Annotated in this window: 12 protein-coding genes; 6 read left to right on the top strand and 6 right to left on the bottom strand. The window is 73.9% G+C overall.

Going from position 1 to position 14,453, the window contains the following annotated elements; genetic code table 11:
- Positions 1-16: 16 nt before the first annotated feature.
- Together ACQP04_RS18700 and ACQP04_RS18695 are read right to left on the bottom strand one after the other, a co-directional pair.
- On the bottom strand, positions 17-934 hold the full coding sequence (locus ACQP04_RS18700) for an N-acetylglucosamine kinase (RefSeq protein WP_433501860.1): 918 nt from the start codon (positions 932-934) through the stop codon (positions 17-19).
- Positions 931-2,328 carry a sugar porter family MFS transporter gene (locus ACQP04_RS18695; protein ID WP_433501859.1) on the bottom strand — a complete coding sequence of 466 codons (1,398 nt, stop codon included), beginning with the start codon at positions 2,326-2,328 and terminating at the stop codon, positions 931-933. Before ACQP04_RS18695 ends, ACQP04_RS18700 begins: the two co-directional genes overlap by 4 nt.
- 85 nt (positions 2,329-2,413) lie before the next feature.
- Here ACQP04_RS18695 and ACQP04_RS18690 point away from each other — a divergent pair, with 85 nt between their 5' ends.
- Positions 2,414-3,109 carry a GntR family transcriptional regulator gene (locus ACQP04_RS18690; RefSeq protein WP_433501858.1) on the top strand — a complete coding sequence of 232 codons (696 nt, stop codon included), beginning with the start codon at positions 2,414-2,416 and terminating at the stop codon, positions 3,107-3,109.
- A gap of 53 nt (positions 3,110-3,162) precedes the next feature.
- Complete coding sequence (gene mshC / locus ACQP04_RS18685) at positions 3,163-4,401, top strand: cysteine--1-D-myo-inosityl 2-amino-2-deoxy-alpha-D-glucopyranoside ligase (protein WP_433501857.1); 1,239 nt, start codon at positions 3,163-3,165, stop codon at positions 4,399-4,401.
- Between the two features lie 93 nt (positions 4,402-4,494).
- Here the strand turns inward: mshC and ACQP04_RS18680 are convergent, their stop codons facing one another.
- Positions 4,495-5,649 (bottom strand): MFS transporter, encoded by a 1,155-nt coding sequence (locus ACQP04_RS18680; RefSeq protein WP_433501856.1) that lies wholly within the window; start codon positions 5,647-5,649, stop codon positions 4,495-4,497.
- Positions 5,650-5,669: 20 nt separating this feature from the next.
- On the bottom strand, positions 5,670-6,566 hold the full coding sequence (locus ACQP04_RS18675; RefSeq protein ID WP_037038846.1) for a PAC2 family protein: 897 nt from the start codon (positions 6,564-6,566) through the stop codon (positions 5,670-5,672).
- A 76-nt stretch (positions 6,567-6,642) separates the two neighbouring features.
- On the opposite strand from ACQP04_RS18675, the gene metH reads away from it, so the two are divergent.
- The 4 genes from metH (at position 6,643) to hisG (ending at position 12,387) form a co-directional block, all read left to right on the top strand.
- Positions 6,643-10,209 (top strand): methionine synthase, encoded by a 3,567-nt coding sequence (metH, locus tag ACQP04_RS18670; RefSeq protein WP_433501855.1) that lies wholly within the window; start codon positions 6,643-6,645, stop codon positions 10,207-10,209.
- Positions 10,199-10,951, top strand: a complete 753-nt coding sequence (locus ACQP04_RS18665; protein ID WP_433501854.1) for an HAD family hydrolase — start codon at positions 10,199-10,201, stop codon at positions 10,949-10,951. The genes metH and ACQP04_RS18665 overlap by 11 nt, the downstream gene beginning before the upstream one ends.
- A 218-nt stretch (positions 10,952-11,169) precedes the next feature.
- Positions 11,170-11,433, top strand: a complete 264-nt coding sequence (locus ACQP04_RS18660; RefSeq protein WP_433501853.1) for a phosphoribosyl-ATP diphosphatase — start codon at positions 11,170-11,172, stop codon at positions 11,431-11,433.
- A gap of 69 nt (positions 11,434-11,502) precedes the next feature.
- On the top strand, positions 11,503-12,387 hold the full coding sequence (gene hisG / locus ACQP04_RS18655) for an ATP phosphoribosyltransferase (protein ID WP_433501852.1): 885 nt from the start codon (positions 11,503-11,505) through the stop codon (positions 12,385-12,387).
- A 66-nt stretch (positions 12,388-12,453) separates the two neighbouring features.
- On the opposite strand, the gene ACQP04_RS18650 is transcribed toward hisG, so the two are convergent.
- Positions 12,454-13,254, bottom strand: coding sequence for a thioesterase family protein (locus ACQP04_RS18650; RefSeq protein ID WP_433501851.1), 801 nt, complete (start codon positions 13,252-13,254; stop codon positions 12,454-12,456).
- Positions 13,251-14,366, bottom strand: a complete 1,116-nt coding sequence (locus tag ACQP04_RS18645) for a PD-(D/E)XK nuclease family protein (protein ID WP_433508392.1) — start codon at positions 14,364-14,366, stop codon at positions 13,251-13,253. The genes ACQP04_RS18650 and ACQP04_RS18645 overlap by 4 nt, the downstream gene beginning before the upstream one ends.
- Between the last annotated feature and the right edge of the window lie 87 nt (positions 14,367-14,453).

Raw genomic sequence — 14,453 nt, 5'->3', positions numbered from 1 at the left:
CGGCCAAGGGTCGTGGTCACGGGGTCTCCTCCAGGACGGGGACGGCGCCGGCCGGGGTCTCCGGGGCGCTCGCCAGGGCGCGCGCGAGGTGCAGCGCGCCGAGGACGGGTTCGGTGCGCAGGACCTGCAGGTCCACGCCGGGCAGGCGGTCGCGCAGCAGGCGCTGCAGCAGCGGGCGGTGCACGGCGAACCCGCCGCCCAGCACGACCGGACCGGGCAGGTCGAGCCGGTCGAGCACGCAGCGGGCCAGGTCGGCGAGGGCGTCGGCGGCGCGACCGAGGATCGCGGAGGCCGCCGGGTCCCCCGGCGCGAGCCCGGCGACGGCGTCGGCCCGCGCGGCCCAGTAGCGGCGGTCGGGCCGCCCGTAGACGTGGTCGAGCAGCTGGTCGCAGCCCTCGAGCCCGCAGCCGGTGAGCAGGGCGGCGGTCACGGCGTCGTGCGGCAGACCTCGGTCGTGCCGGGCGAGCGCGTGCCGCACGGCCTCGCGGGCCACCCACCACCCGCTGCCCTCGTCGCCGAGCAGGTAGCCCCAGCCGCCGGCGCGGAAGTGCCCGCCGTCGGGCCGGCGGCCCCACGCGACCGAGCCGGTGCCGGAGATCAGTGCGACGCCCGCGTCGAGCCCGGCGGCCGCCAGCATGAGCTGGGTGTCGTGCACGACCAGGACTCTTGCGTGCGGGACGCGCTCGGACAGCAGGGCGGTCAGCCGGGCGACGGTGGCGGGGGAGTCCGCGCCCGCCGCCCCGGCGCACACCGCCTCGACGCCGGTGAGGTCGCCGAGCCCGGCGAACGCCGCGTCGAGCCGGCGCCCGGCCTCGGCGTCGCCGACGGAGGCGAGGTTGGCCGAGCCGGTCTCCGAGGAGCGGCGGCGCCCGTCCGTGCAGCGCAGCGCCCGCGTCGTCGAGCCGCCGATGTCCAGCGCGAGGAGGTCGCTCATCGCGCGGTCTCCCGCTCCGTGTGGTTCGGGGCGGCCGGCCAGTGGCCGTCGTTCTCCCAGTACAGGCGGATCGCCTCCAGCTCCCGGCCGCGGGTCTCCGGCGCGTACCGGTGCACGAACACCATGGCCAGCAGGGCGAGTACCCCGAACACCACGAACGTCCCGACGCCGCCGAGCCCGTTGAGCAGGGTGAGGAACACGGCCGCGACCACGGCGTTGGCCACGAGGTCGGCGGTCAGCATGGTGCTGGCGCCGAGCGAGCGCAGCCGGGCAGGGAAGGCCTCCCCGGCGTAGACCCACACCAGCGAGCCGAACCCGAACGTGAAGCCCACGGTGAACAGCACCAGCCCGACGAACCCGAGCACCGTGCCGCCTCCCGTCGCGAACACCGCGATGAGCAGCACGTTCGCCAGCACCATGATCCCGATCCCACCGAGCAGCACGGGCCGGCGGCCCATCCGGTCCACCGTCACCAGCGATCCGACGACGGCGACCAGGCCGGCCACCTGCACGAGCGCGGGCAGCCCGAGCAGCGCCGCGTCGCCGCTGAAGCCCATCGCCTCGAAGATCCGCGGGGAGTAGTAGACGATCGCGTTGATGCCCGTGATCTGGATGAAGAAGCCCAGCCCGACGACGAACAGCGTGGCCCGGAGGTAGGGCTTGCGCAGCATCTCGCGCCAGACGCCCTTGCGCCGGGTCCCGCCGGACTCGGCGGTGATGTCCGCGAGCGCCGCGTCGGCGTCCGCACCCGGGTCGAGCCGTTCCAGGACCGCGCGGGCCTCGGCGAGCCGGCCGCGCATCGCGTACCAGCGGGCGGTGTCCGGCAGCCGCACGATCATCAGCGTGACCAGCGCGGCGGGCACGGCCGCGAGGCCGAGCATCCAGCGCCAGCTCCCGGTGCCGGCCAGCGCCCAGGCCACCAGGTAGCCGGCGATGATCCCGACGACCGTGGCCACCTGGTAGAGCACGAGCAGCCCGCCGCGGACCCGGGCGGGGGAGGACTCGGCCACGAACACCGGCGCGACCACGATCGACACGCCGATCGTCAGGCCCAGCAGCACCCGCGACACGAGCAGCATCGGCACGCTCACCGACAGCGCCGAGAGCAGCGAGAACAGCCCGAAGGTCGCCGCGACGCCGATCATGGCGGGCTTGCGGCCGACCCGGTTGGCCAGCGCGCCGCCGCCGAGCGCGCCCACGATCTGGCCCACGACGACTGCCGTGGTGACCAGCTCCTGCTGGCGCGTGCTGAGCCCGAACTCGTCGGTCATGAACAGCAGCGCACCGGCGATGTTCGACTGGTCGTAGCCGTAGATGACGCCGACGGTCGCGGCGGAGGCGGCGACGAGGAGTCCCAGCCTCGACGAGCCGCGCAGTTCCCCGATGAATCCCACGGTCGTGTAGCCCCTCTGATTGGTCTATACCAAAGCGATGCCTGGTAGGTTGGCATAGACCAATTCGAGCGTCAAGGGGGTCGGTGTGCGGGTGCCGCGGTACTGGACGGTCAAGCAGGCGCTGCTGGGCCTCGTCGACGCCGGCACGCCGGGCACCGCGCTGCCGACCGAGCGGGAGCTCGCGGAGCGGTTCGCCACGTCCCGGACCACCGTCCGGCAGGCCATCGCGGAGCTGGTCACCGAGGGGCGGCTGGACCGCACGCAGGGGAGCGGCACCTACATCGCCGAGCCGCTGCTCGTCGAGGTCCAGCAGCTCACGTCGTTCACCGACGACCTGGGGCCCGAGCGCGTGGCCAACCGGATCCTCGACGTCCGCACCGAGCCGGCCGACGCCGAGACCGCCGGCAGGCTGGGCCTCGCGGCCGGGGACCCGGTGCAGGTCGTGGAGCGGGTCCGGCTCGTCGACGGCGTGCCGCTCGCCCTGGAGACCGCCCGGCTCGCCGGCGACCTGCCCGGGCTCGCGGCCGAGCTCGAGGCGCGAGGGTCGCTCTACGCCACGTTGCGCGAGGCCTACGGCCGCGGGGTCGACCGGGTGCAGGACGCCGTGCAGAGCCGGTTGGCCGATCCGCGCGAGGCCGAGCTGCTCGCGGTCGACACGGGGCACCCGTTGCTGCTCGTCCGGCGGCTGAGCCACACGGCCGACGACCGGCCCGTCGAGTGGACGCGGTCGGTGTACCGCGGGGACCGGTTCACGTTCGTCGCGCGGGCCCGGACGGTGTGACCGTGCCGGGCGACGGCCCGGAACACCCCGCGTGAGCATTTAGTGTGGACGTCATGCAGACCTGGGCTCCCGTCGACCTCCCCGTGCTCGAGGGGAGCGGACCGCCGCTCCGCCTGTACGACACCTCGACCGCGCGGGTCCGGCCGACCGCGCCCGGCGCCACCGCGAGCATGTACGTCTGCGGGATCACCCCGTACGACGCCACCCATCTCGGCCACGCGGCCACCTACCTGGCGTTCGACCTGGTCAACCGGCTGTGGCGGGACCTCGGGCACGAGGTGCACTACGTCCAGAACGTGACCGACATCGACGAGCCGCTGCTCGAGCGCGCCGAGCGCGACCAGGACGACTGGGTGGTCCTCGGCATGCGCGAGACGGCGCTGTTCCGCGAGGACATGGAGGCCCTGCGGGTGCTCCCGCCGCGGGACTACATCGGCGCCGTCGAGGCCATCCCGGAGATCGCCGAGCTGGTGGAGAAGCTGCTGGTCAACGGCGCCGCCTACCGTATCGACGACCCCGAGTACCCGGACGTCTACTTCGACTCCGCGGCCACGGGGCACTTCGGCTACGAGTCGACCTACGACGAGGAGACGATGGTCCGGCTGTCCCGCGAGCGCGGCGGCGACCCGGACCGGCCCGGCAAGCGCAACCCGGTCGACGCGCTGCTCTGGCGGATGGAGCGCCCCGGCGAGCCGGCGTGGGAGTCCGACCTGGGCCGTGGCCGTCCGGGCTGGCACGTGGAGTGCGCGGCGATCGCGCTCAACCGGCTCGGCACCCAGATCGACCTCAACGGCGGCGGCTCGGACCTGATCTTCCCGCACCACGAGTGCGGGGCGGCGCACGCCGAGGCGCTGACCGGGGACCACCCGTTCGCCCGGCACTACGTGCACAGCGGCATGATCGGGCTCGACGGCGAGAAGATGTCGAAATCCCGCGGCAACCTGGTGTTCGTGTCGAAGCTGCGGTCGAAGGGCGTCGACCCCAACGCGGTCCGCGCGGCGTTGATCTCCGGGCACTACCGCGAGGACCGGCCCTGGACGGACGAGCTGCTGGCCGAGGCCGAGGCCCGGCTCGCGCGGTGGCGCGAGGCCGTCTCGCTGGACGCGGCGCCCGACGCGACCGGGCTGGTCGCGAGCCTGCGCGAGCACCTGGCGGACGACCTGGACACCCCGCGTGCCCTCGCCGCCGTCGACGCCTGGGCCGCCGAGGCGCTGCAGCGCCGCGGCACCGACCCCGTCGCCCCCGCCCTCGCCCGCACCGCGATCGACGCCCTGCTCGGCATCACGCTCTGACCCCGGCGAACGGCGCTCTCGCTCACACCTCGTGAGCGAGGGCGCCGTGCGTGATCGTGGGGTCGCAGGAGCGAGCGGCGCGCTCGTGCCCACCTACTGAGCGAGAGTGCCGTTCGCCGTGTCGGGCGGATCCTCGGCAGGGACCGGGCGGGGGAGGGCCAGGGGTGTGACGAGGGCGAGCACGCCCGCCGGGACGAGGAACCCCGCGAGCGGGTCGGCGTGGTAGACGGGCGGCAGCGCCGCGGGGGAGGCGGCCGCGCCGAAGAAGCGGATCGACTGCACCACCGACACCGCCCCGCCCCGGTTGCCGCCCTCCCGGGTCAGGACCAGCGCGTTCACCCCGACGAGGATGAGCTGGCTGGAGATCCCGGCGAGCGCCCAGCACGCCACGAGCAGCCACAGCACCGGGGCGAGCCCGACGCCGGCGAGCAGCACCCCTCCGGAGATCGCGCCGGCCAGCACGCACCGCCGCGCGCCGAGCCGGTCGACGCCCGCACCCACCAGCCGGGCCGTGACGATCCCCATCGCGCCGAGCCCGGTGAGGGCGAGCCCGCGCGGGCCGGCGTCGAGGGTGAAGACGTCGACCAGGCGCAGCGCGACCAGGAAGCCGAGGCTCGCCAGGCAGCCCCAGCCCAGCGCGGCGATCAGCCCGAGCCGCAGCACGCCCGGCGTCCACGCGCTGCGCAGCGGCACCCGCGCCCGGGCGGCCCCGCGCTCGTCGGCGGGGATCCCGACCACGGCGAGCGCGAGCGCCACCGCGGCGACGCCGTAGAAGGCGTAGTGCCAGTCCACCTCGGCCGCGAGCCCGCCCACCAGCGGTGCCGACGTCTGGCCCGCGGCCTGCAGCGAGCCGTACCAGCCGAGCGCCCGACCGAGGGCCTCCGGCGCGACGGACGCGGCCAACGCGGCCATCAGCAGCGGGGTGGTGAAGGCGTTGGCCACGCCCTGCAGCGCCCGCGCCCCGAGGAACAACGTCCAGGTCGGCGCGACCACGCACGCCAGCGAGGAGAGCGTGTAGAGGACGTACGCGGCGCGGACGGTCCGGCTGCGGCCCCAGCGCTCGCCGAACGTGCCGGAGACCAGCATCGCCGCGGCGAAGGGCAGCAGGAACGCCGTGAGCGAGGCCGACGCCGTCCCGGGGGACACGCCGTAGCTCGTCCCCAGCTCGGGCAGCATGGCCGTGGTGACCCCGCCCCCGAACGGCCCGAGGAAGCCGCCGAGGTAGAGCCCGGCCCGCCGGAGCGACACGCCGCGCAGCGCCTCCTCGGTCAGCTCCCGCCGCCGGGGCCGCCGCGCCGGCGCAGGTAGCGCTCGAAGTCGGCCGCGATCTCGTCGCCGCTGGCCTCGGCCAGGTCGACCGGCTTCTCCTCGTCGTCCTCGGTGGCCTGCTGCTCGAGCTGGCGCACGTACTCCCGCACCTCGTCGTCCGCGTCGGCCATCTCGTTGACCGTGCGCTCCCACTCCTCGGCCTGCTCGGGCAGCCCGCCCAGCGGGACCTCGACGTCGAGCGCCTCCTCGACGCGCAGCAGCAGCGCGATGGCGGCCTTGGGCACCCGGGCCTGCGAGACGTAGTGCGGCACCTCGGCCCAGTACGACAGCGCGGGCACGCCCGCCTCGATGCAGAGGCTGTGGAACACCCCGACGATGCCGGTCGGGCCCTGGTAGGTCGACGGCTCGACGCCCATCTTCTTCGCCGACGCGGTGTCGTAGCCCGTCCCGCGGACCGGGGTGGGCCGGGTGTGCGGGACGTCGGTGAGCATGGCGCCCAGGTTGATGACCTTCGTCACCCCGAGCCGGTCGACGTACTCGAGCAGCTCGGCGCAGAACGAGCGCCAGCGCAGGTTCGGCTCGATGCCGTTGACGAGGACGACGTGCCGGCCGCTGCCCGGGAGCTTGGCCGTGGAGAGCCGGGTGGTCTGCCACTCGATGCGCCGCGTGACGCCGCCCGCGAGCCGGACGAGCGGCCGCGTGACCTGGAAGTCGTAGTACTCCTCGGGGTCGATCGAGCCGAGCGGCTCGGCGTCCCAGCTCAGCTCGAGATGCTCCAGCGCGGAGCTGGCGGCCTCACCGGCGTCGTTCCAACCCTCGAACGCCGTGATCATGACCGGGTCGACCAGATCCGGGAGATCCGAGGGCACCCCCGCCCGCTGCTCTCGCTCGCTCATCCGTCCACCCTACGGCGCGCGCGGGTAACACGACGGGCCCGGTGGGCGACGCCGGTAGCCTGAGGGGGTGTCAGCCGTGAACGCAGCCGCGTCAGATCACAGCTACGACACCACGCTCCTGGGGACGCTGGACCAGCGCGTGGTGATCGCCGACGGTGCGATGGGCACCATGCTCCAAGGTGTGGACCTCACCCTCGACGACTTCGCGGGGCTCGAGGGCTGCAACGAGATCCTCAACGCCACCCGCCCGGACGTCGTGCGGGGCATCCACCGCGCCTACTTCGAGGCCGGCGCCGACGCCGTCGAGACGAACACCTTCGGCGCCAACCTGCCGAACCTCGCCGACTACGGCATCGCGGACCGGATCCGCGAGCTGTCGGAGCGGGGCGCCCGGCTGGCCCGGGAGGCCGCGGACGAGGTGGGCGGCGAGCGCTACGTGCTGGGCTCGATCGGCCCCGGCACCAAGCTGCCTACGCTGGGCCACGAGACGTTCGCCCGGCTGCGGGACGCCTACACCGAGACCGGCCGCGGCCTGCTCGCCGGCGGGGCGGACGCGTTCCTCATCGAGACCTGCCAGGACCTGCTGCAGGTCAAGGCCGCGGTGCACGGCGTGCAGCGCGCGATGGCGGCCGAGGGCCGGCACATCCCGATCATCACCAGCGTCACCGTCGAGACCACCGGCACCATGCTGCTGGGCTCCGAGATCGGCGCCGCGCTCACCGCCCTCGAGCCGCTCGGCATCGACCTGATCGGGCTGAACTGCGCCACCGGCCCCGCCGAGATGAGCGAGCACCTGCGCACGCTCTCCAAGCAGGCCCGTGTCCCGCTGTCCGTGATGCCCAACGCCGGCCTGCCGGTCCTCGGCCCGAACGGCGCCGAGTACCCGCTCTCCGCCGAGGAGCTGGCCGAGGCGCTCTCCACCTTCGTCCGCGACTACGGCTTGCGGCTCGTCGGCGGCTGCTGCGGGACGACGCCCGCGCACGTGCGGGCCGTCGCCGACGCGGTCGCGCAGGTCACCCCGGCCGCCCGGAGGCCGCGCCCCGAGCCGGGCGTGTCGTCGCTCTACGCCCCGGTGCCGTTCCGCCAGGACACCTCCGTACTGATGGTGGGGGAGCGGACCAACGCCAACGGGTCCAAGAAGTTCCGCGAGGCCATGCTCGAGGAGCGCTGGGAGGACTGCGTCGCGATCGCCCGCGAGCAGACCCGCGAGGGCGCCCACATGATCGACCTCTGCATCGACTACGTCGGGCGCGACGGCGCCGCGGACATGACCGAGCTGGCCTCCCGGCTGGCCACGGCGTCGACCCTGCCGGTGATGCTCGACTCCACCGAGCCCGAGGTGCTGCGTGCCGGGTTGGAGCTGCTCGGCGGCCGATCGATCGTCAACTCGGTCAACTACGAGGACGGCGACGGCCCCGGCTCGCGGTTCCAGCGGACCATGGAGCTGGTCCGCGAGCACGGCTGCGCGGTGGTCGCGCTCTGCATCGACGAGGAGGGCCAGGCCCGCACGCGGGACTGGAAGGTCCGCGTGGCCGACCGGCTCATCACCGACCTCAGCACGAACCACGGCATGCGGGTCTCCGACATCGTCGTCGACACGCTCACCTTCCCGATCACCACCGGGCAGGAGGAGGTCCGCCGGGACGCCCTCGAGACCATCGAGGCGATCCGGGAGATCAAGCGCCGCTTCCCGGACGTGCAGACCACCCTCGGCGTGTCGAACGTGTCGTTCGGGCTCAACGCCGCGGCCCGCCAGGTGCTCAACTCGGTCTTCCTCAACGAGGCCGTCAACGCCGGGCTGGACACTGCGATCGTGTCCGCCGCGAAGATCCTGCCGATGTCGAAGATCCCGGACGAGCAGCGCTCCGTCGCGCTCGACCTGGTCTACGACCGCCGCCGGGAGGGCTACGACCCGCTCAACCGGTTCATGGAGCTGTTCGAGGGCGTGACCGCCTCGTCGGCCAAGGCCGGGCGGGCCGAGGAGCTGGCCGCGCTGCCGCTGTTCGAACGACTGGAGCGGCGGATCGTCGACGGCGAGCGCAACGGGCTCGAGGCCGACCTCGACGAGGCCATGCAGTCCCGGCCGCCGCTGGAGATCGTCAACGACACGCTGCTGGCCGGCATGAAGACCGTCGGCGAGCTGTTCGGCTCCGGCCAGATGCAGCTGCCCTTCGTGCTCGCCTCCGCCGAGGTCATGAAGACCGCGGTCGCCCATCTCGAGCCGCACATGGAGAAGACCGACGACGAGGGCAAGGGCACGATCGTCCTGGCCACGGTCAAGGGCGACGTCCACGACATCGGCAAGAACCTCGTCGACATCATCCTGAGCAACAACGGCTACACGGTCGTCAACCTGGGCATCAAGCAGCCCGTCGCCACCATCCTGCAGGCCGCCGAGGAGAACCGGGCCGACGCCGTCGGGATGTCCGGGCTGCTGGTCAAGTCCACGGTGGTGATGAAGGAGAACCTGCAGGAGATGAACTCCCGCGGGGTGTCCGACCGGCTGCCGGTGCTGCTCGGCGGCGCCGCGCTGACCCGCTCCTACGTCGAGAACGACCTGTCCGAGGTCTACGACGGCCGCGTCTCCTACGCCCGGGACGCCTTCGAGGGCCTGCGGCTGATGGACGCGACCATGGCCCGCAAGCGCGGCCTGGCGCCCGCCGTCGACCCGGAGGAGGAGCGCAAGGCCGCGGAGCGCAAGGAGCGGCACGAGCGTTCGAAGCGGATCGCCGCGAAGCGCCGTGCCGCCGAGGCCGAGTCCGCGGGCCCGCTGCCCGAGCGGTCCGACGTGGCGCTGGACAACCCGGTGCCCACGCCGCCGTTCTGGGGCACCCGGGTGGTCAAGGGCGTCGCACTGGCCGAGTACAGCGGCATGATCGACGAGCGCGCGCTGTTCCTGGGACAGTGGGGCCTGCGCGGCGCCAAGGGCGGCTCGGGCCCCTCGTACGAGGAGCTCGTCGAGACCGAGGGCCGGCCGCGGCTGCGGTACTGGCTGGAGCGGCTCACCGCCGAGGGCGTGCTCGCGCATGCGTCACTGGTCTACGGCTACTTCCCGGCCGTCGCCGAGAAGGACTCGCTGCTGGTGCTCACCGAGCCGCAGGCGGACAGCCCGGAGCGGTACCGGTTCGCCTTCCCGCGGCAGCGCCGCGACCGGCACCTGTGCCTGGCGGACTTCTGGCGGCCGCGCGAGGTCGCGCTGGCCCGCGGCGAGATCGACGTCCTGCCGCTGCACCTGGTCACGATGGGCCAGCCCATCGCGGACTACGCCAACGAGCTGTTCGCCAAGGACGCCTACCGGGACTACCTGGAGGTCCACGGGCTCGGCGTGCAGCTCACGGAGGCGCTCGCCGAGTACTGGCACAAGCGGATCCGCGAGGAGCTCACCTGGTCCACCGGCCGCTCCGTCGCGGCGGAGGACCCGGAGGACGTCACCGAGTTCTTCTCGCTGGGCTACCGCGGCGCCCGGTACTCGCTGGGCTACGGCGCCTGCCCGAACCTCGAGGACCGTGCGAAGATCGTCGGGTTGCTGGAGCCGGGCCGGATCGGCGTGGAACTGTCCGAGGAGCTGCAGCTGCACCCCGAGCAGTCCACCGACGCGTTGATCGCGCACCACCCGGAGGCGAAGTACTTCAATGCCGGCTGAGCCCCCCGTGAGCGAACGGCGCTCTCGCTCACCAGGTCTGAGCGAGAGCGCCGCTCGCTCATCGGTCGCCGCCGTCCTGTTCGACATGGACGGCACGCTGATCGACTCCGAGAAGGTCTGGGACCGCTCGCTCGTGGAGGTGTTGCGCTGGCTGGGCGGCACCGATCTCTCGCCGGAGGCGCGCCGGGAGACCCTCGGCGGTAACCTCCGCAGCAGTCTCGCGATCGTGTTCCGCGAGGCCGGCGTGGTGCAGACGCCGGAGCTGAGCGAGCAGGCCGCGCGCAGGCTCGTCGAGCGGACCGCGGAGCTGTTCGAGGGCGGGTTGCCGTGGCGGCCCGGGGCCCTCACCGCGCTGCGGACGGTGCGCGAGGCCGGCTTCGCCACGGCGTTGGTCACCAACACCGGCCGCCACCTCACCGACAAGGCCCTGGTCGGGATCGGGGCGGAGCACTTCGACGTCACGGTCTGCGGGGACGAGGTGCCCCGCGGCAAGCCCGCCCCGGACCCGTACCTGCGCGCGGCCTCGCTACTGGGGCTCGCGGCGGAGGACTGCGTGGCCGTGGAGGACTCGCCGACCGGGATCGCGGCGGCCGAGGCCTCCGGGGCCGCGGTGCTCGCCGTGCCGTGCGAGGTGCCGATCCCGCCCGGGCCGGGCCGGGTCGTGTGGCCCACGCTGGAGGGGATCACGGCAGCGGACCTGACCTCGGCCCACCGCGAGGTGCGGGAGCGTCAGGCCGCCTGATCCGCCCGGCCGGCCCGGTGCCCTGGTCCGGGGGTACCGTCGGGCGTGTCGGAGGCACGACGAGCGGCGCCTCCGTCCGGGTGATCGGCCCGGCGGCGTCGCCGCCCGGCGCAGCCCGTGGTCCGGCGGCCTCACCGCGGTTGATCCGGTTCGTGACCGCGCGGAGCGCCCCCGACACTGGGTGCGCAGGAGTCGGCTGGAGAGGGATCGGCAGGGACGTGAAGACATTCGACGAGCTCTTCGAGGAGCTCCGCGGGAAGGCCGCCACCCGGCCCGCCGGGTCGGCCACCGTCGAGGCGCTCGACGCCGGCGTCCATGCCCAGGGCAAGAAGCTCCTCGAGGAGGCCGGCGAGGTCTGGATCGCCGCCGAGCACGAGGACGACGCCGCGCTGGCCGAGGAGATCTCGCAGCTGCTCTACCGCGCCCAGGTGATCATGCTCGGGCGTGGGCTGAGCCTGCAGGACGTCTACAAGTACCTGTAGGAGCCGACCGTGACGACCGCCCCCGCCCCGTCCGGAACCCGCCGTACCCACCCGAAGGAAGCCACACCCATGCTCCGCGTCGCTCTCCCGAACAAGGGCACGCTCGCCGAGCCCGCCGCGACGATGATGCGCGAGGCCGGCTACCGGCAACGCAGCGACTCGCGCGACCTGTCGATGGTCGACGAGGAGAACGGCATCGAGTTCTTCTACCTGCGGCCGAAGGACATCGCGACCTACGTCGGCTCCGGCGACCTGCACCTCGGCATCACCGGGCACGACCTCATGGAGGAGTCCGGCAGCCAGGTCCAGCAGGTCCTCAAGCTGGGTTTCGGCGCCTCGAAGTTCCGCTTCGCCGCGCCCGAGGACAAGGACTGGAAGCTCGAGGACCTCGACGGCCGCACGATCGCGACCTCGTACCCGCGGCTCGTCCGCTCGCACCTGTCCGGCAAGCGGATCGGCGCCACCATCATCAAGCTCGACGGCGCGGTGGAGATCTCCGTGCAGCTCGGGCTGGCCGACGCGATCGCCGACGTGGTGTCCTCCGGCCGCACGCTGCGCCAGCACGGCCTCAAGGTCATCGGCGACCCGATCGCAGAGTCCGAGGCCATGCTCATCGAGCGCGAGCCGCGGATGGACCGCGTCGAGCCCGACGAGATCAAGGCCTTCAAGCGGGTGTTCACCGAGCGGATCCGCGGCGTCGTCTACGCCCGGCAGTACCTGATGCTCGACTACGACTGCCCCAAGACGAAGCTCGACGCGGCCAAGGAGATCACCCCCGGCCTGCAGGCGCCGACCATCGCCCCGCTGGCGGACCCGGACTGGGTGGCCGTGCGGTCGATGGTGCGCAAGCAGGCGTCGAACCGGGTCATGGACGAGCTCGCCACCCTCGGGGCGAAGGCCATCCTGACCTCGGAGATCCGGTCCTGCCGCGCGGTCGACGGCGGGCAGTACTGACCGAGGAGACCTGGACGACGGTCCCGGCGGCTCCTGCCGTCGGGACCGTCGCGTTCTCCGGCTGGGTCAGCGGCGCCGGACGGTCAGCTCCTGCGCGATGTGCGCGGCGTGCCCGTCGAGGTCGAACAGCGTGGCCGTGACGGTCCCGGTGCCGGTCGGACCGATCGCGGTGGTGGCGTCGATCCCCGTCCACGCGCCCGTCGGCGGGCGGTGCAGGTGCACGCTCAGCTCGGTGTTCACGAACAGCCAGTCCTTCATGGGCAGCGACGCGGCCACGCCGTTGGCGGAGTCGGCGATGGCCGCGAGGGACTGCAGGGGCGTGGACTCCTCGCCCTCCACCACGGGCACCCGCAGCCGCCCCCAGGCGCGGCCCGGACCCAGGTCGTCCCACTGCCCGTCGAGCCAGCGCCACTCGACGGCGTCGAGGTAGCCGGGCAGCCAGCCGTGCGGCCGTTCGGCCTGCGGCGCCGCCACCTCGGGGGCGGGCAGCGGCGCGGCCGCACCGACCGCGGCGTCGGCGGTGTCCGTGATCGCCAGGCGCCAGGCGCGGGCCCGCAGCACGGCCCGGCCGCCCGCAGTCATCTCGGCCGCCAGCATCTCGATCGTCCGGCCCGGGCGCTCGACCCACGTGCGCACCTCGAGATCGCCGACGGATACCACGCCGAGGATCTCGATGGTGTAGCGGGAGAGCTGCAGCGGGGGAGCGTCGGGCCTGCTGGGGGCGCACCGCTCGAAGGCGCGGACCAGCAGCGCCGACGGCGGCCCGAGGTGCTGGGCACCGGCGAACCACGGGCCGGCGGTCGACATCGTCGCGTGGTAGCGGCCCGCACTCTCGTCGACGATTCGGTAGAAGGGCTCCTCGCTCACGCGGCCGATGATGCCCCGCCGCCGTGTGCGTCCCCGTGTGCGGGGCCGGACACGGTGTCGGGTGCGGTGCCGGACGAGGTGAAGGCCGCGGCGCGCAGCTCGGGCCAGCCCGGGTAGGGCGGCGGCGTGCCGTCCCAGGCGGGGCACAGCGCGCGGTGGGCGCACCAGTCGCAGCCCGGGCCGCGCCGCGGCCGGAAGTCCCCGGTGCGGTCCGCCTCCCGGATCGCGGCCCAGATCGCCTCGAGGATCCGCTGGAAGCGCCGCAGCTCGCCGGCCTCCGGGCGGTAGGTCAGCTCCTCGCCGCCCTCGCCGAGGTAGACGAGCCGCAGCTGCTCGGGCACCGTGCCGCGCAGCTCGAGCAGGGCGAGTGCGTAGAACTTCATCTGGAACAGCGCCCGCGCCTCCGCCGCCTCCCGCGGCGCCGCGCCCGTCTTGTAGTCGACGATCCGCAGGCCGCCCTCGGTGTCGACGTCGAGCCGGTCGAGGTAGCCGCGCAGCGGTACGCCCGAGCTCAGCTCCGTCTCCACCAGCAGCTCCCGGGACTGCGGCTCGAAGGAGCGCGGGTCCTCCAGGGCGAAGTAGGTGTCGAGCAGGGTCTCCGCCGAGGCGAGCCAGCCCGGGAGGAGGTCGGCGGCCTCGGGGGGCGGTACGGGCTGCTCGGCCTCCGCGATCTGCTCGGCCGCGACGGCCTCAACGGGCTGCTCGGCCTCCGCGGGCTGCTCGGGCTCCGCGGGCTGCTCGGGCTGCGCTACCTGGTCGGACCCGTCGGTGTCGGCGGCCGCCCGGCGCTCCCGCAGCTCCGCGAGCACGGCGGCCACGAGCTCCGGCGCCTCCTCGGCGATCTCCGCCCACACCACACCGACCAGCGCCTTCGCCCGCGCCGGCACCCGCTCGGCGGCCGGCAGGTCGAACAGCCGCTCCAGCACCGCGTGGACGAGGGTGCCGCGCAGGGCCGCCGCGCTCGGCGCCTCGGGCAGCCGGTCGACGGCACGGAAGCGGTAGAGCAGCGGGCACTGCTTGAAGTCCGCGGCGCGCGACGGGGACAGCGCCGGGCGGCGGCGCTCCTCGGCCGCCTCCTCCGCCGGTGCCGCGCCCGGGACGGTCGCGGGGATCCCCGCCTGCTCGCTCACGCCCGTCAGGCTAGGCGAGCCCACCGACAGTTCCGGCCGACGCGGACGGGCCGCGCGCCGGGAACGCGG

Source organism: Pseudonocardia halophobica (genome assembly GCF_050948485.1).
Classification (GTDB): Bacteria; Actinomycetota; Actinomycetes; order Mycobacteriales; family Pseudonocardiaceae; genus Pseudonocardia; species Pseudonocardia halophobica.
Note: the sequence above shows the minus strand (reverse complement) of the source record. Positions and strands in the feature narration are given on the sequence as shown.

Bases quoted from the DNA above. Each gene is read 5' to 3' on its own strand.
- ACQP04_RS18665 (WP_433501854.1), top strand. From the start codon at position 10,199: ATGCCGGCTGAGCCCCCCGTGAGCGAACGGCGCTCTCGCTCACCAGGT.
- mshC (WP_433501857.1), top strand. From the start codon at position 3,163: ATGCAGACCTGGGCTCCCGTCGACCTCCCCGTGCTCGAGGGGAGCGGA.
- ACQP04_RS18675 (WP_037038846.1), bottom strand. From the start codon at position 6,566: ATGAGCGAGCGAGAGCAGCGGGCGGGGGTGCCCTCGGATCTCCCGGAT.
- hisG (WP_433501852.1), top strand. From the start codon at position 11,503: ATGCTCCGCGTCGCTCTCCCGAACAAGGGCACGCTCGCCGAGCCCGCC.
- ACQP04_RS18700 (WP_433501860.1), bottom strand. From the start codon at position 934: ATGAGCGACCTCCTCGCGCTGGACATCGGCGGCTCGACGACGCGGGCG.